Source organism: Bacillus sp. FJAT-26390, from assembly GCF_001682865.1.
Lineage (GTDB): Bacteria > Bacillota > Bacilli > Paenibacillales > Paenibacillaceae > Pristimantibacillus.
This window is the reverse complement of sequence record NZ_MAQX01000004.1, coordinates 22,657-44,680: the sequence shown is the minus strand read 5'-3', so window position 1 is coordinate 44,680 and position 22,024 is coordinate 22,657. Positions and strand designations below refer to the sequence as shown.

At 48.7% G+C, this 22,024-nt stretch carries 19 protein-coding genes and 2 pseudogenes; 11 read left to right on the top strand and 10 right to left on the bottom strand.

The window, feature by feature from the left end:
• Nucleotides 1-34 precede the first annotated feature (34 nt).
• Nucleotides 35-559 carry a GNAT family N-acetyltransferase gene (locus A7975_RS09990; RefSeq protein ID WP_053373294.1) on the top strand — a complete coding sequence of 175 codons (525 nt, stop codon included), beginning with the start codon at nucleotides 35-37 and terminating at the stop codon, nucleotides 557-559.
• On the opposite strand, the gene A7975_RS09985 is transcribed toward A7975_RS09990, so the two are convergent.
• A complete protein-coding gene (locus A7975_RS09985; RefSeq protein WP_082198125.1) occupies nucleotides 556-1,797 on the bottom strand; it encodes an EAL domain-containing protein in 1,242 nt (413 codons plus the stop codon). The genes A7975_RS09990 and A7975_RS09985 overlap by 4 nt on opposite strands.
• Nucleotides 1,798-1,925: 128 nt before the next feature.
• The gene (locus A7975_RS09980; RefSeq protein ID WP_053373296.1) at nucleotides 1,926-2,219 is read right to left on the bottom strand and encodes a hypothetical protein; all 294 of its coding nucleotides are present in this window, start codon (nucleotides 2,217-2,219) and stop codon (nucleotides 1,926-1,928) included.
• A 182-nt stretch (nucleotides 2,220-2,401) separates the two neighbouring features.
• Between A7975_RS09980 and motA the strand changes: the two genes are divergently transcribed.
• Both motA and A7975_RS09970 read left to right on the top strand, forming a co-directional pair.
• A complete protein-coding gene (gene motA, locus A7975_RS09975; RefSeq protein ID WP_053377534.1) occupies nucleotides 2,402-3,202 on the top strand; it encodes a flagellar motor stator protein MotA in 801 nt (266 codons plus the stop codon).
• On the top strand, nucleotides 3,186-4,013 hold the full coding sequence (locus tag A7975_RS09970; protein ID WP_053373297.1) for a flagellar motor protein MotB: 828 nt from the start codon (nucleotides 3,186-3,188) through the stop codon (nucleotides 4,011-4,013). Before motA ends, A7975_RS09970 begins: the two co-directional genes overlap by 17 nt.
• Before the next feature lie 76 nt (nucleotides 4,014-4,089).
• Here the strand turns inward: A7975_RS09970 and rluF are convergent, their stop codons facing one another.
• From rluF to A7975_RS09955, 3 genes are read right to left on the bottom strand one after another with little or no spacing between them, the layout of a single operon-like run.
• A complete protein-coding gene (rluF, locus tag A7975_RS09965) occupies nucleotides 4,090-4,791 on the bottom strand; it encodes a 23S rRNA pseudouridine(2604) synthase RluF (protein WP_053373298.1) in 702 nt (233 codons plus the stop codon).
• A gap of 7 nt (nucleotides 4,792-4,798) precedes the next feature.
• Nucleotides 4,799-5,584 carry an NAD(P)H-binding protein gene (locus A7975_RS09960; RefSeq protein ID WP_255314254.1) on the bottom strand — a complete coding sequence of 262 codons (786 nt, stop codon included), beginning with the start codon at nucleotides 5,582-5,584 and terminating at the stop codon, nucleotides 4,799-4,801.
• Nucleotides 5,585-5,628: 44 nt separating this feature from the next.
• Complete coding sequence (locus A7975_RS09955; protein WP_065385092.1) at nucleotides 5,629-7,452, bottom strand: ATP-binding protein; 1,824 nt, start codon at nucleotides 7,450-7,452, stop codon at nucleotides 5,629-5,631.
• A 199-nt stretch (nucleotides 7,453-7,651) separates the two neighbouring features.
• Between A7975_RS09955 and tadA the strand changes: the two genes are divergently transcribed.
• Nucleotides 7,652-8,116 (top strand): tRNA adenosine(34) deaminase TadA, encoded by a 465-nt coding sequence (gene tadA / locus A7975_RS09950; RefSeq protein WP_053373300.1) that lies wholly within the window; start codon nucleotides 7,652-7,654, stop codon nucleotides 8,114-8,116.
• 9 nt (nucleotides 8,117-8,125) lie between these two features.
• Here tadA and A7975_RS09945 read toward each other — a convergent pair whose 3' ends face one another.
• A complete protein-coding gene (locus A7975_RS09945; protein ID WP_053373301.1) occupies nucleotides 8,126-8,317 on the bottom strand; it encodes an aspartyl-phosphate phosphatase Spo0E family protein in 192 nt (63 codons plus the stop codon).
• Between the two features lie 313 nt (nucleotides 8,318-8,630).
• On the opposite strand from A7975_RS09945, the gene A7975_RS09940 reads away from it, so the two are divergent.
• From A7975_RS09940 to A7975_RS09910, 7 genes are all read left to right on the top strand, one after another.
• Entirely contained in the window at nucleotides 8,631-9,512 is an 882-nt protein-coding gene (locus A7975_RS09940; RefSeq protein ID WP_065385091.1) for a LysR family transcriptional regulator, read from the top strand.
• 321 nt (nucleotides 9,513-9,833) lie between these two features.
• Entirely contained in the window at nucleotides 9,834-11,021 is a 1,188-nt protein-coding gene (locus tag A7975_RS09935) for a carboxylate--amine ligase (RefSeq protein WP_065385090.1), read from the top strand.
• Nucleotides 11,022-11,063: 42 nt separating this feature from the next.
• Complete coding sequence (locus A7975_RS09930) at nucleotides 11,064-12,533, top strand: UDP-N-acetylmuramoyl-L-alanyl-D-glutamate--2,6-diaminopimelate ligase (RefSeq protein ID WP_065385089.1); 1,470 nt, start codon at nucleotides 11,064-11,066, stop codon at nucleotides 12,531-12,533.
• A gap of 38 nt (nucleotides 12,534-12,571) precedes the next feature.
• Nucleotides 12,572-14,419 carry an asparagine synthase (glutamine-hydrolyzing) gene (asnB, locus tag A7975_RS09925; protein WP_065385088.1) on the top strand — a complete coding sequence of 616 codons (1,848 nt, stop codon included), beginning with the start codon at nucleotides 12,572-12,574 and terminating at the stop codon, nucleotides 14,417-14,419.
• Nucleotides 14,420-14,497: 78 nt separating this feature from the next.
• Nucleotides 14,498-15,565: a C39 family peptidase gene (locus A7975_RS09920; protein WP_065385087.1), complete on the top strand. Its 1,068-nt coding sequence runs from the start codon at nucleotides 14,498-14,500 to the stop codon at nucleotides 15,563-15,565.
• A 41-nt stretch (nucleotides 15,566-15,606) separates the two neighbouring features.
• Entirely contained in the window at nucleotides 15,607-16,320 is a 714-nt protein-coding gene (locus tag A7975_RS09915) for an aspartate/glutamate racemase family protein (protein ID WP_053373307.1), read from the top strand.
• Between the two features lie 26 nt (nucleotides 16,321-16,346).
• On the top strand, nucleotides 16,347-16,547 hold the full coding sequence (locus A7975_RS09910; RefSeq protein ID WP_053373308.1) for a hypothetical protein: 201 nt from the start codon (nucleotides 16,347-16,349) through the stop codon (nucleotides 16,545-16,547).
• 82 nt (nucleotides 16,548-16,629) lie between these two features.
• Here the strand turns inward: A7975_RS09910 and A7975_RS09905 are convergent, their stop codons facing one another.
• The 4 genes and pseudogenes from A7975_RS09905 to A7975_RS35635 all read right to left on the bottom strand — a co-directional run.
• Nucleotides 16,630-17,043 (bottom strand): organic hydroperoxide resistance protein, encoded by a 414-nt coding sequence (locus A7975_RS09905; RefSeq protein ID WP_053373309.1) that lies wholly within the window; start codon nucleotides 17,041-17,043, stop codon nucleotides 16,630-16,632.
• Nucleotides 17,044-17,377: 334 nt separating this feature from the next.
• Nucleotides 17,378-18,457: a tetratricopeptide repeat-containing glycosyltransferase family 2 protein gene (locus A7975_RS09900; protein ID WP_065385086.1), complete on the bottom strand. Its 1,080-nt coding sequence runs from the start codon at nucleotides 18,455-18,457 to the stop codon at nucleotides 17,378-17,380.
• Between the two features lie 72 nt (nucleotides 18,458-18,529).
• Nucleotides 18,530-19,022, bottom strand: a pseudogene (locus A7975_RS34845) (BclA C-terminal domain-containing protein); the annotation flags it as partial.
• Nucleotide 19,023: 1 nt separating this feature from the next.
• Nucleotides 19,024-21,836, bottom strand: a pseudogene (locus A7975_RS35635) (collagen-like protein); the annotation flags it as partial.
• Between the last annotated feature and the right edge of the window lie 188 nt (nucleotides 21,837-22,024).

Here is a 22,024-nt window from a genome sequence, read left to right as displayed (position 1 = left end):
TTAAGCGAATTTCTCGATCGGAGGCGACAACCCTATGACGAATAAACAAAGCTCCATTCATTATAAACGAGATCCACTTGAAATGACCATACGCCCGCTCGAAACGAATCATGCCGAAGAGATATGCAGCTGGATTTATGAAGCGCCATACGATATTTATAATTGGCCATCCTGGGAGCAAATGAAAAAAGACGGAATCGAATTTGGCGATCCCGTCCTTCGTACAGCGCAATATGCGGCAGTTCTCAACAGTCAGCAGAAGCTGATTGGTTTTGCTCAGTTCTTCCCTCTAACAGGGGTTACGCGGCTTGGGCTCGGCCTGCGGCCCGACCTCTGCGGCCATGGCCTTGGACCGGGCTTCACGAGACTGATCGTCTCAGAAGCACGGCGGCGCGCTCCGCAAAATGAAATTGACCTAGAGGTGCTTGCTTGGAACACCCGCGCAGCAAGAGCTTACGAACGCGCCGGCTTCCGCATTACGGATACTTATTCACGTTCGACGCCTACAGGCTTTGCGGAATGCCATTGCATGGTGCTGGGCGAGCCTATAGACGACTAAAGCTTCTGGGCTCCCCGCTCCGTATCCTTCAAATCCATAAATAAAATAAGTCCGGGCGCAACGAGCACCGAAACGGTTCGAATCCAAGCATGAGAATCCAGATCTGTATACGCGCGGGACACGATCGCACGACGTTTCTCGTTCAGCTGAACGAGATTAGGAACAAAGTAAGGCCGCCAGCTCCAATTCGCGCCGCGGTACTGCTCCTCCCGCCGCCAACCCTTGTCTGGATCGCGGTAATAATTGGAGGACAGCTGAATCCCGTCCTCATTGCACAAATAAACGCGAATGCAATGGTCATAAAGCTCATGCAAAAGCAGCTCGATCCATTCATCCTTCTGTTCGGGCACATTTGCTTTATTCACAAGCTCAACCAGCTGTTCCGCGAGTTGCTCGGACTTTCGCAGCCAATATCGCTCGGCCCCTACGTAATGCAGCAAATGCTGCTCAAGCTCCGCTTCAATAATTGTCGCAAAGCATGTAGGCTCGCGGAACTCCGGCTCTGCTCTTGCGAACATAAAGCCCTGCACATATCGAGCGCCGGCCTGAATCGATCGAGCCAAATCCTCGCGTGTCTCTACTCCTTCGACGAGCAGCGACGCCCCGATTTGCTCCGCCAGATCGGAGAAGGAGCGCAGTACGCCAAAATAACCGTCATGCGTCGCGCTTTTCTTGATCATATGGATGTCGATCTTGAGCAGATTAGGCTGAATATGCGCAATGCGGTCGGTGCTGCTGAAGCCGCTGCCTACATCATCGATTGCGATTAAGCAGCCTCGCGCGCGGTAGATATCCACAACTTCACGCAGCCTCTCCATCGAGCCGTGAAAGCTTTCCTCGGTGATTTCAATTACAATGCGCTTCGGATCAATGCCGTATTTATCAAGCAGCGAAAGCGTATAAAGCTCGCCCTTCTCCTCATAGCGATAAATCCAAGACGGCTTCAAATTAATGAACAGCATCGGCTGTTCGTCCATCGCCGAAAGCTTAACGAATGCCTGCTCGCGCAGCAGCCGGTCCACAACGATATGGTCGTCTTCCGGCACCTGCTCATCGCAGAAAAAAGGCCCGAGGCTGCGTACGGAATCGCCCATAACTGCAACTGCGCGGCCCAGCACCTCATAACCTATAATTCGCCTTGTATCCATCGCTATAATGGGCTGATAGAAAGCGGTAAGCGTTTCACCGTTCAAGCAAAGCGCTTCCGGAAGCTGCAACGATGATGGGCACTCACTCATAGCGGTCTCCTCTATGTCAACTATACGTTAAATTATCTGTCATGCACTGAATAATATTGTAATGTAATCGACATAAATTGTAAAGATCCGACAGCGACTCTGCCCACCAAGCGGTAAAGTGTCGAATTTTATATCAATCTAATAATTTGAGTGACTTTATCATCCTGCGACACTTCAATAATGTGATGTTTGTTATTGTACGTAATGACACCGCTGCCTACCTCGATAACAGGGTCCTCCCCGAGTCCAAAGAAAACATCGTCAGCTAACGCTTCCATTACCTCCAGCCGATCCTCGACAGGCAGCACTGCCCATTCATCCGGCTCCATTTCAAAAAAAGTATAGCTTCCTTCAATTTCAGCCACCGCTGTTGTCAAATCCTTCAATATATCTGCGTATTCTCTTGCATGTCTAACGCCCATTTGGATATACCACCTTTGTCATAGTCAATTTTTGTACACATCTCTCTACTATTCTACCGCATTTTATCAAATTTTAACGGGTTCGCCTTCAAATCCTTCCTTTTACTCTAACTTCAGAATACCCATTTGACGATAATAGTAGAAGTAGAGAAATGTCGAAAATGATTTGGACGGGGTGTATGATGAAAAATTCAACAATTATCGGTCTTATTCTAGGTTTAGTCGCTGTACTCGGAGGGATGGTCTTAAAAGGAGCACACCTGTCATCACTTTTGAATCCTGCTGCTTATATGATCATTATTTTGGGAACGGTAGCCTCTGTTATGATAGCCTTTCCCATGTCCGAGCTCTCCAAGGTCGGCAAGCTGTTCAAAATGGTATTCACGGAGCAAAAGCTTCCGCAGCGCGATGAATTGATTCAGCGTTTCATGGAATGGGCTTCGATTACACGCCGCGAAGGCTTGCTTGCGCTTGAAGCTAAGGTCGATGAAATTGAAGATACGTTCCTTCGCAACGGCATGCGCATGATTATTGACGGCAACGACCAAGACTTTGTACGCGACGTATTGCTTGAGGATATCGCTGCGACCGAGGATCGGCACAAAGCCGGTGCGCTTATTTTCACGCAAGCTGGTACTTATGCTCCTACTCTTGGGGTGCTAGGCGCGGTTGTCGGCTTGATCGCCGCACTTGCGGATATGAGTGATATGGGGAAGCTGGCTCACGCGATTGCCGGCGCATTTATCGCTACCCTGCTAGGTATCTTCACCGGTTACGTGCTCTGGCATCCGATTTCCAACAAGCTGAAGCGCATGTCTAAGAAAGAAATTCAAATCCGCCTTATGATGGTTGAAGGCCTTCTATCCATTCAATCCGGCGTTTCGACCATCGCGATTAATCAGAAGCTGTCTGTTTTCCTTACACCTACAGAAAGATTGAAGATGAGGGAGAAGGAGGAAGGCGCCGTTGAGCAGAAAGCATAGACACGAAGAACACGAGGAGCATGTTGATGAATCCTGGCTCATTCCTTACGCCGATTTGCTCACCCTGCTGCTAGCGCTCTTTATAGTGTTGTATTCCATGAACTCCGTAGACGTGAAGAAATTTGAAGAAATGTCCAAGGCGTTTAGCGTTGCGCTCAGCACAGGCAGCGGCATTCTAACCGAAACGGCCATCGTCAAGAGCGGCGAGGATGACGGCAAGAAGCAGGATGAAAAAGGCGGCATGATCGATAACAAGGATAAAAGCAAAGATCAGACTGACGAAGAGAAGGCTCGCGAAGAGCTTATGAAGCAGGAGCAGAAGGATCTTGAGGATCTCAAGAAGAAGGTTGATGCTTATATCGAGAAAAACGGCCTTACGACCGATCTTGAGACGAAGCTTAATCTGTCCCAGCTCATGATCACGATTAGCGACAACGCGTTGTTTGCCCCGGCGCAAGCAACCGTTAAGCCCGAATCGAAGGAGCTCGCCATCGCAATCGGCAAAATGCTGCAGCAGTATCCAGATTACGAGGTCATCGTCTCCGGTCATACGGACACAACTCCCATCTCGACTGTATTCTTCAAATCGAACTGGGATCTAAGCTCGATGCGGGCCATTCGTTTCATGGATATTTTGCTCGAAAACAAACAATTGAAGCCAGAGCGCTTCAGCGCTATCGGCTATGGCGAATATCGCCCGGTAGCCGATAACAAAACGACAGCCGGCAAAGCCAAAAACCGCCGTGTCGAGGTTTCGATTATCCACACCTACACGGACGCCACAAACGCACAAAACCTAACCGTGAAATAAGCAAACAAAAGAACCCCCTGAGTCCACTCGCTTGAAGCGTGTGATTCAGGGGGTTTTCGCTTATCTTCGCTGGGCTCTATACCGGTTCATAGCTTAGCGTTTCAAATAGCGCGGCCTTCTCGGATTCCGTCAAATCTCTCCACTTGCCAACCTGCAGCCCGCCGAGATGAATGTTCATGATCCGCTGGCGCTGGAGCCTTCTCACATGATAGCCGAACGCTTCGCACATTCTGCGAATTTGACGATTGCGCCCCTCCGTCAAAATGATTCGGAATACGCGGTCCGTCACTCGCGTAACGACGCAAGGCAGCGTCATGCTTCCCAAAATATGAACGCCGCTGGCCATGCCTTGCAAAAAAGCTTCCGTGCACGGCTTATCCACCGTGACCAAATATTCCTTCTCATGCTTGCCTTCCGAGCGAAGAATCGGATTTACGATATCTCCATCGTTCGTCAGAAGAATCAAGCCCTCCGAGTCCTTATCCAGCCTGCCAATCGGGAAAATACGCTCCGTGTGGCCGACAAAGTCGACTATATTGCCTTTAATATGAAGCTCTGTCGTACTTGTTATGCCAACAGGCTTATTGAGCGCTATGTACACATGGCGCTTCTGCTCGCCAATTCGGCTGCCGTCAACTCGCACATCATCACCCAGCTCTGCCTTGCTTCCAAGCTGCGCCAAAACGCCATTAATGGTCACTCGTCCGCTGTCTACCAGCTTATCCGCTTCGCGTCTTGAGCAATAACCCGTCTCGCTAATAAACTTATTGATCCTCACTGCTGTTTCACCCCGTTGTATGTACTGCCAAATCGGCAATTTTGTTCGATGGATAATATTGTATTGCTGCTCCCTCATTCGCCGAGCTTGCCGTTTTATTTTGCATGATCCTGCTTGCTGCAAGGTTCATCGCGCGCGCGACATCCTCGCCTTTAATCGGCCGATATTTGCGCAGGGGACCGACCATCGCGAACTTCAAGCCCTTCGCAGCCCAAGCGCCGATAGACTCGCCAAGACGGGCTGATGCTCTCTCTCCCAGCAGAAGAGAGGGCTGAAAGACTTGGATATGCGGAATCCGAAGCTCGCTAAGCGCATCCTGCAGTTCACCTTTCACTCGGCTGTAAAAAACGCTTGAGCTTGCGGATGCTCCCATTGCCGTAACGACAGAGAATACAGCCGTGTTGCTTCGCTCGGCGAAGCGCGCCAATGCAAGCGGATATTCGTAATCCACCTTGCGGAACGCTTCTTGTGTTTTCGCTATTTTGATCGTCGTACCAAGCGTACAAAACACCACGTCGGCACTAACCTCATCGAGCGCTAGATCCAGTTCATCCAGAGAAGCGACGATTACATTCAGCTTTGAGAGCTGGGATGCATTGCCTAACTTCGCGGCCTCAACCGGTCGCCTTGCGAGAACCGTAACGCCGCGAACTAACGGATCATGGATCAACTGCTTTAGTAAAGCAAAACCAATAAGACCGGTTGCCCCCACCAATAATGCGGTATAGCCTGATTCCCCGTTTAAAGGCGAATGAGGCAGGTCTAAATGTTCGGTGCCAAAACGCTGCTTCAACTTGGCATCCTCCTTTCTCAAACCGTGAGAAGCCCGATCAGCTCTTATTGTTCTAGTATACCGTTCTCAGCCGTTTCTTTCAAAGCTGGAAGCATGACGTGAATCGTTGTTCCGACACTCACCTGGCTTTTGATATCCATCGTTCCGCGGTGGCTGTTGATGATCCGCTGGCTCACCATAATGCCAAGACCGGTTCCCGTCTCTTTGCCCGTAAAAAAAGGATCGCCGATCTTAGGTATCATATCCTCTGGAATGCCCATTCCTTCATCCGTAATCTTAATGGAAATATGCTCGCGCTTATGCGTAATTTGGATATGTATTTCTCCCCCGCTCGGCATCGCTTCAATCGCGTTTTTCAGCAAATTGATAAATACCTGCTTCAACTGATTCTCCTCGCATGAAATCAAGCATGGGTGCTCTGTAAGCGATATGCGGAACTCAATATTATGCAGCAGCGCTTCGCTGTTCATTAATGCAATTACATCTTGGAGCACGTCCCGAATGTCCTTCGTTACGAATCTCGTCGCTTGCGGCTTGGCCAAAATCAGAAACTCCCCGACAATCAAGTTAATTCGGTCCAGCTCCGACAGCATTAGCGCCACATGTGATAGCGCGAGCTTCTTGCTCTCCTGCTGCAGCTGCAGGAATCCGCGCAGCGTCGTAAGCGGATTGCGAATTTCGTGAGCGACGCCGGCCGCGAGCTGCCCAACAGTCGTCAGCTTCTCCGATCTGCGCAGCAGCTCCTCCATCTTGTTGCGGCTGCGCATATCCCTTGAAATGCTGGCAAAGGCGCGAATCGTTCCGTCTGCATCACGAATAGGCGAAATGGTGACGCTAACCGGAATCAGCTCGCCTGACTTGGTAACGCACATCGTCTCCTGCGCAGGCAGCGCCTTGCCTGCCAACAGCTGGTTCAGCATATTTCGCATCTCCGAGCGATGGGATTCCGGAAGCGTTGGATAGATAAGCCCGATCGCCTCCTCCTCTTCATAACCGAAGAGCAGCTCGAACGCTCTGTTCACCTGAATGATTTTTCCGTCCAGATCATTTAGATGAATGGCATCGCTGGTATGATTGATAAAGGATTCCAAATGCTCCTTCATACGCCTGTTTTCTTCAAATGCTCTTCGCAGCTTGTTCATATAAATGCTCAAATTTTGCGACATGGCATTAACCTTAAGCGCGAGCAGCCCAAACTCATCCTTTCGCTTAATGCGAATAGGCTGCTGAAAGCGCGCTGAAGAGACTTCATTTACCTTCCACAAAATATCCTTAAGGGGCCTGATCATGACGCCTACCAGCCAGTAGCTGATAATAAGGACGAGCACCATGGTTACGCCTGTATAAATAAAAGTATCATTTCGTTTCTTGATGATACGCTGCTTGATTTCTTCGCCGTCATAGACGACGCTTATTACGTAATCACTGGTCTGTTTGCTGTAATAAAAGCTCCGGTAATAATTTTTCCCGTTTATTTGCATTTTGCGCAGCGCAAAGCCGCTGTTTTTGACATCGGCTATAATAGAAGTGTCGCTCTTTGAATCCAGATACGTGTAGGCACCATAAGAAACGGCTAACGAGTCTTGCTCAAATACCGTAATTTCCTTTATATTTGGATTTAATGATTTTACGATGTCAAAGATTCGCTCAGGACCTGAGCGGTCTCCATTCTCAGGCGAGTATGTGCCTGACTGATTCTCGTAGGAGGAGAAGGAGTCCGCCACATGCATAGAGGTATCATGCATGGATCGGCGCGCTTGCTCCCGCATGTCGCGAATCATCGAATATTCGCTTAAAAAGTGATGGCAAATGAAAAACGTCACTACAATAAGCGTAATCAAGACAGAGAATTTCATCTTAATTGACAATGATTTACACATCCTTTTGCACAAAAACGTTTTTATTAACAACTTATACACATTATCAACAGTTATTGTGCACAGCACTGAATAAAATGTGAGTATTTATGTGCATATCGTATGGGTTATCCACAATCTTATCCACCACATGTTAACAACAGAATATTTGTTCGTTGTATAATGATCTTTTGTAAAGGGGTTATCGGTCATGAATAGAGAGCTGGAAGACCAAAATTGGATGCTGGAAGCCATAGCAGAAGCCAATAAAGCTGAGCAAATCGGTGAGGTGCCTATTGGTGCCGTTATTGTTAGAAACAATGAGATTATCGGAAGAGGCTACAATCTGCGCGAAACCCGGTTTGATCCGACCGCGCATGCTGAAATGGTCGCCATTCGAGACGCCTGCGATCGCATTGGCGCCTGGAGATTATTGGATTGTACCTTGTATGTCACGCTAGAGCCTTGTCCAATGTGTGCGGGCGCTATCGTTCAGTCCCGGGTAAAACGTGTTGTATACGGCACGACTGACCCGAAGGCAGGTTGTGCCGGCACGCTTATGAATTTACTGCAAGAGCCCCGTTTCAACCATGAAACGGAGCTCACAAGTGGTATTTTGCAGCCAGAATGCGCGTCTTTGTTAACTCAATTTTTCCGGCGACTGCGGGAGAGATAGCGTCCTCCGCTAATTGTCGCGGCGTATTGTAATATGGGTTAGCTCGTTTCTTTGTATTTGCTGTAACGCAACAATAAGTTGATCGGCCTCTTCGCTTATCGCCAGAACATCCGGATCTGTCAAACTGCCGCGTGCTTCGGCTATTTCATGAAGCTTTAGCCGCAGCGACTGCAATTGTATAAGCAAGTGTTTTTTGTCCATAGCTCGCTTCGGGGCACGCTCCTTATCTAGCACTCGTGTGTTATTGGATCTATTATACTCTGAGTGTAATAAGGAGTTTGTAAAAACTTGTCGACGAACGCAGACAATTTTCGGGCATTATTCGACAAAATGAAGTTATTTGTTCCATTTTATAGTTCTTTTTTACTAATAAAATCGTTCATAATTTGGAAAATGATTCTTCCAGCTATTATAAGACTAGTTAAATATGCGCATACTTTAAATGATATTGATAATCATAATCATTTAATATATAATTAACTGAATGACTTATTTATAGTGGAGTGTTTGCCAAATGAGTTCTGCCGATAAGCTTCAAACCTTTCTGACGCTCGCTGATTGCCATTCTTTTACCGAGACGGCAAAGAAGCTTTACACCTCCCAGCCTACAGTCAGCAATCACATACAGCAGCTCGAAAATCAGTACGGGGCGGCTTTATTTAACCGTTCCGGAAAGAGTGTCGTCCTAACGCCAAAGGGAAAAATTTTGTATGAATACGCCCTAAAGATTACATCCCTTTATGAGGAGGCGGCTGCACGTCTCCAGCAGGATGCTCCACAAATTTTGAACGTCTATGTCAGTCATTATTTGGGCACCTATGTGCTGCCTGATATCGTTAAACGCTTTAACGACAAATATCCCGAAGAATCGCTCCAGCTACACACCTGCGACTATGTCGAATTACAGAAAAATTTGCTGCAGAATCGAACAAATTTTTCCATAATGCCGCTATATGAAACCGATGATTATATTCAAACCGGCTACGATGTCGAGCCATTATTTGTTGAGGATCTGCTGCTTGTCATCTCTCCCGGACATCCATGGAGCAAGCGCAAGATGCTGTATACAAGAGACTTAAATTTCAATCGGCTGCTCGTCCCTGAGAACGATTTTATTCAATCCAGCTTGCATCAAGCGCTTAAGCGTACCCATGTAAAAGTGAATATTGAATACAAGCGCAGCATCGAGGCGATCAAGGAAGAGGTCAGAGGGGGCGATACCCTTGCTTTCCTCCCGTATTATGCCGTGAACAAGAGCATAACAAGCGGCGAGCTTATTACTCGTCCTGTAGCCGGCTTGCAAATCAAGCGAAGCAATGGCTTCGTCCTGCGCAGAAACACAAAGCTGACTGCGTTAGAGCAAATTTTCTACACCTATGTCAAGCAATCATTTTAATTGAAGTTTCCCCTTTTACTGAAGACCCGTCCTGGCCTGCCGCACATCTCTTCACTTCTTATGCAAAATATCCATTATTTAACATACATAAGCATTCCGACCCGCTTGTATAACAACCATTAATCCAAACTGAGCAGGCGCATCTCATGCGTCTGCTCTTGTCTTTCTATCCCACCCAACGCGAGGAAAAATCCGCTTAATGTCCACTATTATGAGGATAAATCCATTTGTATTATAAGAAAGTATGAAGTAAAATTATTTAAAACATAAGTAGTATTGCATAAAAAATGAACATAAATTTGGATGTCGGGATGTGCCTTTGTGAATAATAAAGCAGTTATTTTGGGTTGTAATTATTATATTGGTTTAAGTACGATTCGTTGCTTAGGAATTAACGGCGTTCATACGGTTGCCGTTGATTATTCGACTAAGGATACCTATGGCGCGGATTCAAAATATACGTCTGAGCGATTAATCTCTCCTCACTATAAAGAGGATACGGCAGCATTCATTCGTTTCTTGAAAGATTATGCAAGCAAGCAAAGCGCTCCCCCGGTTCTTATTCCGTGCCACGACTCCTATCTAGAAGTGATCGATGAGCATTTGGAGGAGCTAAGGGAGCATTATCTTATTCCGCAAGACGTTCCAGGCATATATTCAGATATGATGAATAAAGAAGTACTACAGCGTCTCTCGCTTGAAAACGGCGTTGCCGTACCGGAAACGGTTAGAGTGGATGAAGACCGCTTTTTCGAAAAAATCGACGAGATTATCAAGTTTCCTTGTATCGTCAAACCAACCGATTCGCCTTCCTTCGTTGCGAAATTCAGAAGGAAGCTATTCAAGGTGCATAACCGCGCGGAGCTTGAGGATGCGCTCGCCAAAGCAAAGGAAGCGCATTTGGAAGTCATCGTGCAGCGCATCATTCCAGGCTTTGATGACCATATGTATACTTTTGACGCTTATTTGAATCAGGAATCCAAGGTAACGCACTGGGTAACCTGCCAGAAATTCCGCCAATATCCGATAAACTTTGGCGCATCTGTATATACGGGACAAAGGTACGTGCAAGAGCTGTTCGATATCGGCGCGCCGTTTCTAGAGAAGATGAAATGGAAGGGCTTCGCGGAAATTGAGTTCAAGAAAGATGCTGAGACCGGCAAGTTTTATTTGATCGAGGTCAACTGCCGGATCACCAATTTAAACAACCTGCTGTATAAGGTAGGCGTAAATATTCCTTGGATTACCTATCAAGAACTAACTGGCGGCAACATTGTGCCTCCCAAAGCCGTCAAAGAGAATACGAACCGCGTATTCTGGTACGGCTATGAGGACATGCTTGCCGTTCGCGACTATATCAAGACGGGCCAGCTGACATGGAAGCAAGTATTCGTATCGTTATTTAAGCCTAAGGCTTATGCGATTTGGGATTGGAAGGACCCTAAGCCAGCCATCTCCTACGCTTCTATTATTGGCGGGAAACTAACGAAGAAGCTTCTAAGAAAATAATACGCAAATACAGAAATAGGTCACTAGAATGGAGCTGATCGTATGTTATTGACCTCTTTATTGAAAGAACTTGATTACACGCTCGTAAAAGGCGATGTACATATAGAAGTAAGCTCCATAGCCTATGATTCCAGAGAGACTCAGGCTAATGGCGTATTTGTTGCGATTTCCGGCTTTTCCGTAGATGGGCACAAGTTCATCGATAAAGCGATCGCGCTTGGCGCGAGCACAATCGTTGTCGAGAAGGATGTCCTTATCGAGGCCGATGTGACGGTGCTTCAGGTGGCCAATACGCGCGAAGCGCTTGCCCGGATAGCCGCTAACTACTATCAGCGTCCAACGGAGCAAATGAATCTTCTAGGCATTACAGGGACAAACGGAAAGACGTCGACGACTTACTTTCTCAAATCCATTTTCGAGCAGGCGGGGACCTCTCTCGGTATTATCGGCACAATCGGCACAGTAATCGGAGACAAGGTGTTCCAAAATAAAAATACGACGCCGGAGTCTCTGAACTTGCAGCGCATCTTCGCTGATATGATCGACTCCCATACGAAGCACTGCGTCATGGAGGTTTCTTCGCATGCGCTTAATTTGAACCGCGTCGCCCATTCCAGCTTCAATACGGGCATCTTTACCAACCTGACGCCGGATCATCTGGAGCTCCACCATACGATGGAGGAGTATTTTGAAGCGAAGGCCAAATTATTCGCCATGACGACAGACTTCAATATCATCAATGCGGATGATCCTTATGGCAGGATTCTTATCGATCGCTTGAAGAGCAAGAGTCCGAAGCTGCTTACTTACGGCATCGAGCAGGATGCGGACATTTACCCGTCGGATATTCACTATTTTGCCGACTATACGACTTACACGGTGAATACGCCAAAAGGCAGCGTCGCCATTAAGGTGAATCTTCCTGGAGCGATCTACGTATACAATAGCTTAGCCGCAATCGCAACCGCTTATTGCAATCAGTTCAGCCTGCAGCAAATTGCAGACGGAATTGCGGCAGTCGAGGGCATCAAAGGACGGCTTGAGGTCGTTTATCAGGATGAAGACACGAAAATTATTGTCGATTTTGCGCATACGGAGGATAGTCTCGAGAAGGCTTTGACGACAATTCGGCCGTTTGCCAAGGGCAGAATCATTCTCGTATTCGGCGTATATGCGTCTGATGGAGAATCCGGCACGGATAAGCGCAGAGCGATGGCCAAGGTTGCCGCGACGTTCGCGGATTTCTCCGTCATTACTTCGGATAATCCGAAGGAGCAGGACAACACACTTATTATCCGGGAAATAATTGAAGGCATAGAAGCGCATAATGGTGCTTATGAGGCCATTATTGACCGCCGGGATGCGATTGCTTTTGCAATTGAAATCAGCAAAAAAGACGATGTGATTCTAATCGCCGGCAAAGGCCATGAAACGACACAAATTATCGGCAAAACTGAAATTCCTTTTAATGAAGCGGAAATCGTGAAGGAAATCAAACAAAGAGCAAACTGATGGCGCAACAAAAATAAAGGTAATGAAAGGTGTCACTTATGTGCGGTTTTGTAGGTTTTGCAGACAGTCGTCCAGACGTTGATCAGGTATCCATCATTAGGGAAATGATGGATACTATCGTTCATAGAGGCCCCGACAGTGGCGGCATCTATTCGGATGAAGAGGTAACATTAGGATTTCGGCGCCTGAAAATTATAGATATGTCTGAAGAAGCTAGCCAGCCGATGTATAATGAGGACAAGAGCTGCGTTCTTGTCTTTAACGGGGAAATCTACAACTACCAGGAGCTTCGGGAAGAATTGCTTCTCAAAGGGCATACCTTTGTAAGCCATACGGACAGCGAGGTTATCATTCACGCCTATGAAGAATATGGCGTGCAGCTGCTGCAGAAGCTTCGGGGCATGTTTGCTTTTGCGATCTGGGATACGAATAAGGAAACGATGTTCCTTGCTCGAGATTTTTTTGGCATCAAGCCGCTTTACTATACACAAAACACATCGGACCAATCCTTTCTTTTTGGCTCAGAGATCAAAGCTTTTTTGAAGCAGCCTGCATTCAATAAACAGATGAATAAGGATGCTCTTAAACCGTATCTCACCTTTCAATATTCGGTTATGGATGAGACGTTTTTCAAAGGCGTTTATAAGCTGAAGCCTGGACATTATATGATTTATGATAAAGGTACGCTTGAGATCAAGCCTTATTGGGACGCAAGCTTTGCCGAAGAACAAAATAGTCTTGCCTATTATGTGGACGAAATTAAAAGCACGATGAAGGAATCGGTCGATTATCACCAGATTAGCGATGTTAAAGTCGGCTCATTTTTGTCTGGAGGCATAGATTCCAGTTATATTACCGCTCTGCTTAAGCCAAACAAAACGTTTTCCGTCGGCTTTCAGGATTACGAGGGCAATTTTAACGAGACGAATCTTGCCAAGGAACTATCCGATATTTTGGACATCGAAAATCATAAAAAGCTGGTTACGGCCGACGAGTGCTTCGATCTGCTGCCAACGATTCAGTATCATATGGATGAACCGCAGTCCAATCCCTCTTCCGTGCCGCTTTATTTCTTGGCGGAGCTCGCGAGCAAGCATGTGACTGTTGTCCTGTCGGGCGAAGGGGCGGACGAAATTTTTGGCGGCTATGATTGGTACGATACGACACCAGCCATGAAAAAATATAAAAGGCTGCCATTTGCGGTCCGGCGGCCGCTGTCCCTGCTCGGAAGCAAGCTGCCCAAGAACAGAATCACCTCCTTTGTGGTCAAAGGCGGACAGCGGGTTGAGGAGCGTTTTATCGGACAAGCCCATGTGTTTGATGAAGCTGACGCGTTAGCGGTATTGAAGGATGACTTTAAGAAGGGTCCTTCTGTACACGACATTACGAAAAGCGTTTATGAGCATGTGCGCGGCAAGGACGACATTACGAAGATGCAATATGTCGATCTGAAGCTTTGGCTTCCCGGCGACATTCTTCTAAAGGCAGATAAAATGAGCCTTGCGCACTCCATTGAGCTGAGGGTTCCCTTTTTAGATAAAATGGTCATGGACCTCGCGGTCAAGCTGCCTGCAGAGCTTCGCGTCCATCCGAGCAATACGAAGCACGCTTTGCGCGTGGCGGCAAAGGAAGTGCTGCCTGATGAATGGGCGAACAGGCCGAAGGTCGGGTTCCCTGTACCGATCAGACACTGGCTCAGACAAGAAAAATATTATACGCTTGTAAAGGAAATGTTCGTCTCTGACCGGGCTAAGCTTTTCTTTCATACCGATGAGCTGCTGAAGTATTTGGACGCACATTACTCAGGCAAACAGAATTATGCTAGATATATTTGGACGGTGTACGTATTCCTTATATGGCACAAAACGTTCTTCGAGCAAGCGTAAGCGCGGCTGGCGCCTTTCAAGGGTGCCTCGGCCCGCTGCGCACTGTAGCATCTATTACAGCGATAGGGGAACTCCAACATGAAGAGAATCGTAAAACTGCTAGTATTGCTGGGCATTATTTTTTTCATTTATACGATGTTTAATAAAGAAGATGCTAGAAACGTAGCCAAGGAGACGGTGGCACAGCTGCCAACATCTGCTCCTACATCAAAGATCGAGCAAGGAACCATTACGATCGTCAACACGGATGAAACAAGTGACCAGCCGGTCAAAGGCGCCGTATTTACGATTACAACCGCGGGCAGCACCAACGTCATCGATACCGTAACGACGGATGCCTCTGGCGAGGCAACGTCTAGTTTGCTTGATTACGGGACAAGCTATACCATTAAGCAGCAGAAGATCAACGTTCCTTATCAATTGTCAAAGGAAGAGCAGCAGCTCGCTGTAAATGCACCCGAGCAACAGCTTTCGTTTACCAATCGCGTGCTGGAGCATGTGAAGGATTTTGAGACAACGCCCGATGGTGAAATTAAGATTAAAAAGGTATATATTGATGTTGATACCGTTATGCAAAAGCCTGAGCTGCCTAATGGCTGCGAGATTACTTCCTTAACAGCCGTACTCAATTATTATGGCTATGACGTTACCAAGACAGAGATGGCAGACAATTATTTGCCGAAGCAGCCCTTCTCTACTAAAAATAAAAAACTATATGGACCAGATCCATATCAAGCATACGCTGGCGATCCTAGAGAGCTCAAGGGCGGTTTTTTCAGCTTTGCTCCTCCTATCGTAGAAGCGGCTAATTTATATTTTGACGTCGTTGGCCGCAGCAGCAGTACAACCGATATAAGCGGAAGCTCGCGGGAAGAAATGATAGATAAGCTTAATAAAGGCATTCCCGTTGTCACTTGGATCACGCTTGATCTCACGCCGCCAAAAATGAATTATGGCTGGTACTACAATGATACAGATGTATATCACTCGGCTCCGGTTAATTTGCATGTTGTCGTGCTGAACGGCTACGATGATGGCATCGTGCATGTTATGAACCCGTTAAAGGGACAAGTAACCTACGATGCGGACACTTTCTTTAATAGCTATGAGGAAATGGGAAGCCATGCTATGATTGTCGGTAACTAAAATTTTATCCTTTAAACACTTCATTAAAAGTAGGTTGAACTATGGAAGCTAAAAGCTTAGGTGTCATAGGCGGGATGGGCCCAAAAGCAACATCGGTATTTTTCGACCATGTGATCGAACAAACCGCCGCTGACCGCGATCAGGACCATATCAATATGATTATCCTTAACCATGCCACTTTACCCGATCGTACAGCTGTCATATTGGGCAACAGAGGCGAGTTGTTTCTCGAAGCGGTTGCGAAGGATTTGAAGCTTCTTGAAGCGTCCGGCGTATCCAATATCGCAATTCCTTGCAATACGTCTCATTATTTCTACGACGATATGCAGAAGATGACCAGCATCAATATCATCAACATGGTGGACGAGACGCTGAAAGTGATCTACGAGGCTTATGGCGAGCACTGCAAAGTCGGTATTTTAGCAACGAATGGGACCGTAAGCAGCGGCGTATATCGCAAAGGCTGCGATCAGTACAATATGCAGCTCCATGAGCCAAGCGAAGAGGTTCAAGAGCATGTGATGGATATTATCTATAACAAGGTTAAGCGCAACCTGCCGGTTGAGCCTTCCGAGTTTGAAGGCATTATCCAACATCTGTTGGAGATCGATCAATGTCAATGCGTCATCATCGCATGCACGGAGCTATCCTGCATACCCATTCAGAGTGAAGTCGCAAAGCATTGCGTAGATGCTATGGCCGTGCTTGTTCAGAAGTCTATTGAGCTATCCGGCAAGCAGTCCATCACGAAATAAAAGCTAAGCGTTAAAGGGGACTTCGCATGACAGCTGCTCAAATGAAAGCATTCCATGCTTTTTTTATGGCATCCTTTGCAGAAGGTTTGCCTCTTAGAGAATTGCGGCTGTCTGCTGCTGAACTCGAATATATAGCGGAATACCACCCAAATGCGGTAGTGAAGCCAGTGGTAACCAGAGAATATGCCGATGGCAAGCTTTGGTTTGAGGTTTCGTTGCGCGGGTAAAATGGACCAGCATGCACATGCCAAGAAAACTCCGGAGATGGCTCTTCGGAGTTTTTTTGGCATGTGCTTTTATGCTATTGTATTAAACCAGATTAAGCTCTACTTTAATGTTGCCGCGCGTCGCTCTCGAATAAGGGCATACCTGATGTGCCGCTTCGACCAGCTCTTTGGCCACATCCGGCTCGACGCCCACGATTGAAATATCCAGCTTCGCTTCCAGCTCATAACCGCCGCCATCATCCTTGCCAAGCGTAACATGGGCGGTGACTTCCGTTTTCTCTACTTTAATCTTCTTCATCCGGCTCACTACGTTAAGCGCGCTCTCGAAACAAGCGGCATATCCTCCTGCAAAAAGCTGCTCGGGATTCGTTGCCCCGCCTACTCCTCCTAGCTCCTTCGGAGCTCTTACGTCCAGATTCAAAATATTATCGCTCGATACAAGCTTTCCGTCTCTTCCACCTGTTGCTGTTACTGTCGCTGTGTATAATTTTTGCATGTTAATTCCTCCAATGTAGGTATGTTTTTTTTGCTTCCTGTCTTCCGAATAGCTGCAAAAGATCCAGTCAAGGAAAGGTTAACTCCGTCATGTACGATGACATCATGCTTTCTTATTGCCTAAATCCGCTTGTTCTATTCCTTTTAACAAACTCAGGAGTGATTATTAAATTTGATACAATTAAGTTTTATAAAATATAATATACACGCCTAGTTTATGATTGTCAATAGCTCTTGTTTTCAAAACGACAGACAAAAAAAGCGGCCATCTCCTGTTCATTTCGGAGACGGTCGCCCGTTTTGCGTATTTTTTAGCGGTTAGAGCGGCTTGCGAATCAGTTTTTTTTGCCAAGACGCTTTTTCAAATATGATCGGTTAGCTAAAATACGTTCATCTGTTGGCCTAAAACGTGCTGCTTTCTCGTTATGCTCATACGCTTTTTTATATTCGCCAATGGTGTCATAACAGACGCATAGCTGCAAATTCGGCAGCCACGTGGAGCAGGCAATGTTTTCAAAGCCCCAGCTCTCCTGCGGCTTCTCCGTGCTGAGCGCAAGCTTATACCAATAAATAGCCAGCTTCGGTTCATTCTTTTGCAGGAAATGATAGCCTAACCGGCAACAAAACTCCGCTCTCGGCTTATCATAGTGAAAGGAACGAAAGATGGAATCGACCATATTGTGCGTCTCATTAAGCTCGCTATAACAATCCGCCAGCCTGCTGCAAGCAGCTACGTTATCCTCGATCCAACCTTTTTCCGTAGCAAGAAATTTATTGTAATACCGGACAGCAGCCTCAAACTTCCCATGGTCCTTCAGCTCGTTGGCGTAATAAAACAAATCGCGCGGAGAAAAGATTTCCCCTTTGCTTAAGCGCTGCTCATAGATGTTCAAATTGCGATCACTGTCATGGTGAATGCTGCTATGGGTTACCGCCACTTCACTATGCAAAATGTTGCCATATACCTCGAGGTATTCATGTACCGGGCCAATCCATTTAAACGCCCGCTCCCGCTTCACAATTCGATTGCGTCTCAATTTAGTGGTGACATTTCCGAATTCATCGAATGCCAGATGATACTCCATCGAAACCGAATCCACGTCTGGGTCCAAACGCTTTTTCAAGCTTATTAGCTTCTGACGATCGGCTTCCTTCAAGACATCATCAGCATCCAGCCACATGATATGCGATTGGGTAGCCAACGAGAAAGCAAAGTTGCGAGCTGCTGCAAAATCATCGATCCAAGTAAAATGTTCAATGCGATCGGTGAACTCGCGCGCAACTTGCTCTGTCGAATCTGTGGAGCCTGTGTCGACAATAATAATCTCGTCTGCGATGTCTTTCATCGAAGAAAGACATCGCCCGAGTGTTTTTTCTTCATTTTTGACAATTAAGCACAAGCTTATGGAAATCAACAAAACCACACTCCCGAGAGTCGATTAGATTGATTCATCATATTCCTGTGTAATTGTCCTGTTACTTAGGCATTAACTCAAACGGATAATCGTTAAGGCGGCACCGGCGCCAGATCCTAACAAAGTTGCTGAGCCTAATAATCCAAACATCTGCAGCGTAATTGTACTGCCGGCAGTTAAAGTAACGATAACATCGTTATTAAAGTTTGAAAGACTTAGAACTGGCGCGACTGTAGAAGCTGTGTTGGCTACACCATTAATGAGTAAACGAGTGCTAAGAAGCAAAGCTGCGGTAGTGCTAATTTGATAGGTGATATAGTATCTGCCTGCGTTCACAACCGTAAAGGTATCATTGGCTCCGTTAACGGTAACGTCTGGGCTTAGATTTTGCGAGTTCGGAAGCGGTACATTCGTTCCTCCCAAGACAACAGCGATAATTGCGCCTGACGTATTCGCAGCAAATCCAGAATCAGCCGTGAGGCTGGTGCCTGTTGCTCCAGTTCCTCCTGTGGCGCCAGTTCCTCCAGTCGCTCCCGTTACACCTGTCGCCCCGGTTGTTCCTGTANGCGCCAGTTCCTCCAGTCGCTCCCGTTACACCTGTCGCCCCGGTTGTTCCTGTAGCTCCTGTTGCTCCGGTCGCGCCTGTTACGCCGGTTGCTCCTGCTACTCCCGTTGCTCCCGTTCCACCTGTCGCTCCAGTCGCTCCTGCTACTCCCGTTGCTCCGGTTTCGCCTGTCGCTCCGGTCGCGCCTGCTCCTGTTGCGCCCGTTCCACCTGTCGCTCCAGTCACTCCCGCTACTCCCGTTGCTCCGGTTGCTCCCGTTTCGCCTGTCGCTCCGGTCGCGCCTGCTCCTGTTGCACCCGTTGCACCGGTTGCTCCCGTTTCACCTGTTGCTCCGGTCGCTCCCGCTCCTGTTGCTCCGGTCGCTCCTGCTGCTCCCGTTGCTCCGGTTGCTCCCGTTTCGCCTGTCGCTCCGGTTACGCCTGTTCCTGTTGCTCCTGTCGCTCCTGCTGCTCCCGTTTCGCCTGTTGCTCCTGTTGCTCCGGTCGTGCCTGCTCCTGTTGCACCTGTCGCTCCAGTCGCTCCCGCTACTCCCGTTGCACCGGTTGCTCCCGTTTCACCTGTTGCTCCGGTCGCCCCCGCTCCTGTTGCACCCGTTGCACCTGTCGCTCCAGTCACACCCGTTACTCCCGTTGCCCCAGTTGCTCCCGTTTCGCCTGTCGCTCCGGTTACGCCTGCTCCTGTTGCACCTGTCGCTCCAGTCACACCCGTTACTCCCGTTGCACCAGTTGCTCCCGTTTCGCCTGTCGCCCCGGTCACACCCGCTCCTGTTGCACCCGTTTCACCTGTCGCTCCAGTCACACCCGCTACTCCCGTTGCACCGGTTGCTCCCGTTTCACCTGTCGCCCCAGTCACACCCGCTACTCCCGTTGCACCAGTTGCTCCCGTTTCGCCTGTCGCTCCGGTCGCGCCTGCTCCTGTTGCGCCTGTCGCCCCAGTCACACCCGCTACTCCCGTTGCTCCCGTTTCACCTGTTGCCCCGGTCACACCCGCTCCTGTTGCACCCGTTTCACCTGTCGCTCCAGTCGCTCCCGCTACTCCCGTTGCACCGGTTGCTCCCGTTTCGCCTGTCGCTCCGGTTACGCCTGTTCCTGTTGCACCCGTTCCACCTGTCGCTCCAGTCACACCCGCTACTCCCGTTGCACCGGTTGCTCCCGTTTCACCTGTCGCTCCAGTCGCTCCTGCTACTCCCGTTGCCCCGGTTGCACCCGTTTCACCTGTCGCTCCAGTCGCGCCTGCTCCTGTTACACCTGTCGCTCCTGTCACACCCGCTACTCCCGTTGCTCCGATTGCTCCCGTTTCACCTGTCGCTCCGGTCACACCCGCTCCTGTTGCACCCGTTTCACCTGTCGCTCCAGTCACACCCGCTACTCCCGTTGCTCCCGTTGCTCCCGTTTCGCCTGTTGCACCGGTAGCTCCTGCCCCTGTTGCACCGGTTGCCCCAGTCGCTCCGCTAGCTGCAAGCAGCGTATATGTCGGGGATGTACCCGGCGTACCAGTCGGCGGTGCTGCATTTACGATATAGGTGCTTCCGTTAAACGTAACCACTTGACCAACTGGATAACCAGGCGCTGCTAGTGGATCAAAGGCAACGACGCCGCCCAGACCTACTCCTGTTGCTCCTGTTGCTCCTGTTGCACCAACTCCTGTTGCTCCTGTCAAACCTGTCGTACCTGTTGCCCCAGTCGCTCCGCTAGCTGCAAGCAGCGTATATGTCGGGGATGTACCCGGCGTACCAGTCGGCGGTGCTGCATTTACGATATAGGTGCTTCCGTTAAACGTAACCACTTGACCAACTGGATAACCAGGCGCTGCTAGTGGATCAAAGGCAACGACGCCGCCCAGACCTACTCCTGTTGCTCCTGTTGCTCCTGTTGCACCAACTCCTGTTGCTCCTGTCAAACCTGTCGTACCTGTTGCCCCAGTCGCTCCGCTAGCTGCAAGCAGCGTATATGTCGGGGATGTACCCGGCGTACCAGTCGGCGGTGCTGCATTTACGATATAGGTGCTTCCGTTAAACGTAACCACTTGACCAACTGGATAACCAGGCGCTGCTAGTGGATCAAAGGCAACGACGCCGCCCAGACCTACTCCTGTTGCTCCGGTTGCACCAACTCCTGTTGCTCCTGTCAAACCTGTCGTACCCGTTGCCCCAGTCGCTCCGCTTGCTGCAAGCAGCGTGTATGTCGGGGATGTATCCGGCGTGCCTGTCGGCGGTAATGAATTTACAACGTAGGTGCTGCCGTTAAACGTGACCACTTGGCCGAGTGGATAGCCTGGTGCTGCCAATGGGTCAAAGGCAACAATGCCAGTCAAGCCTACGCCCGTTGCTCCTGTTGGCCCTGGTGCTCCCGTTGCTCCTCTTGCCCCGGCTGCAGCAAGCAGCGTGTAATCCAAAGAAGTGCCCGGTGTTCCCGTAGGAGAAGTTGTATTTACAATATACGTACTGCCGGCAAAAGTAACCACTTGGCCCACTTGATAGCCTGGTGCGGCAAGCGGATCAAAAGAAACTGAGCCATCTAAGCCAGCACCTGTTGCGCCCGTTGCGCCTCTTCCCGCAAGCATTGTGTAGTATGGCGATACACTGGGATCTCCGATTGGCGGCGCTGCATTCACGACATACGTACTGCCTTCGAATGTCACCACTTGGCCCACTAGATACCCTGATTCAGCCGCAGGATCAAATGCTACACTACCAACTAGCCCTACACCTGTTGCGCCTGTTGCCCCTGTTGCTCCTACCAACCCTTGTATTCCTGTTGCTCCTGTTGCTCCTACCAGCCCTTGTAAGCCTGTTGCTCCCGTTGCTCCTGCCAGCCCTTGTGCGCCTGCTGCTCCAGTGGCCCCACGTACACCTTGCGCCCCTGCTTCGCCATTCGCTCCCTGGTAACCCCTAAAACCTCTCGGTCCTCTATACCCTCTATATCCCCGTGGGCCTCTCGATCCTTTTTTTCCATGATGATGCGGTTTTGGTTTTGGCTTTGGTTTTGGCTTGGGATGCGGAT

What these genes read in the sequence shown, in the direction of transcription:
- A7975_RS09910 (WP_053373308.1), top strand. Translation starts at nt 16,347, where the DNA reads ATGACAGCTGCTCAAATGAAAGCATTCCATGCTTTTTTTATGGCATCC.
- A7975_RS09945 (WP_053373301.1), bottom strand. Translation starts at nt 8,317, where the DNA reads ATGGACAAAAAACACTTGCTTATACAATTGCAGTCGCTGCGGCTAAAG.
- A7975_RS09930 (WP_065385089.1), top strand. Translation starts at nt 11,064, where the DNA reads ATGTTATTGACCTCTTTATTGAAAGAACTTGATTACACGCTCGTAAAA.
- motA (WP_053377534.1), top strand. Translation starts at nt 2,402, where the DNA reads ATGAAAAATTCAACAATTATCGGTCTTATTCTAGGTTTAGTCGCTGTA.
- A7975_RS09980 (WP_053373296.1), bottom strand. Translation starts at nt 2,219, where the DNA reads ATGGGCGTTAGACATGCAAGAGAATACGCAGATATATTGAAGGATTTG.
- A7975_RS09985 (WP_082198125.1), bottom strand. Translation starts at nt 1,797, where the DNA reads ATGAGTGAGTGCCCATCATCGTTGCAGCTTCCGGAAGCGCTTTGCTTG.
- A7975_RS09915 (WP_053373307.1), top strand. Translation starts at nt 15,607, where the DNA reads ATGGAAGCTAAAAGCTTAGGTGTCATAGGCGGGATGGGCCCAAAAGCA.
- asnB (WP_065385088.1), top strand. Translation starts at nt 12,572, where the DNA reads ATGTGCGGTTTTGTAGGTTTTGCAGACAGTCGTCCAGACGTTGATCAG.
- A7975_RS09940 (WP_065385091.1), top strand. Translation starts at nt 8,631, where the DNA reads ATGAGTTCTGCCGATAAGCTTCAAACCTTTCTGACGCTCGCTGATTGC.
- A7975_RS09920 (WP_065385087.1), top strand. Translation starts at nt 14,498, where the DNA reads ATGAAGAGAATCGTAAAACTGCTAGTATTGCTGGGCATTATTTTTTTC.
- A7975_RS09990 (WP_053373294.1), top strand. Translation starts at nt 35, where the DNA reads ATGACGAATAAACAAAGCTCCATTCATTATAAACGAGATCCACTTGAA.
- tadA (WP_053373300.1), top strand. Translation starts at nt 7,652, where the DNA reads ATGAATAGAGAGCTGGAAGACCAAAATTGGATGCTGGAAGCCATAGCA.
- A7975_RS09905 (WP_053373309.1), bottom strand. Translation starts at nt 17,043, where the DNA reads ATGCAAAAATTATACACAGCGACAGTAACAGCAACAGGTGGAAGAGAC.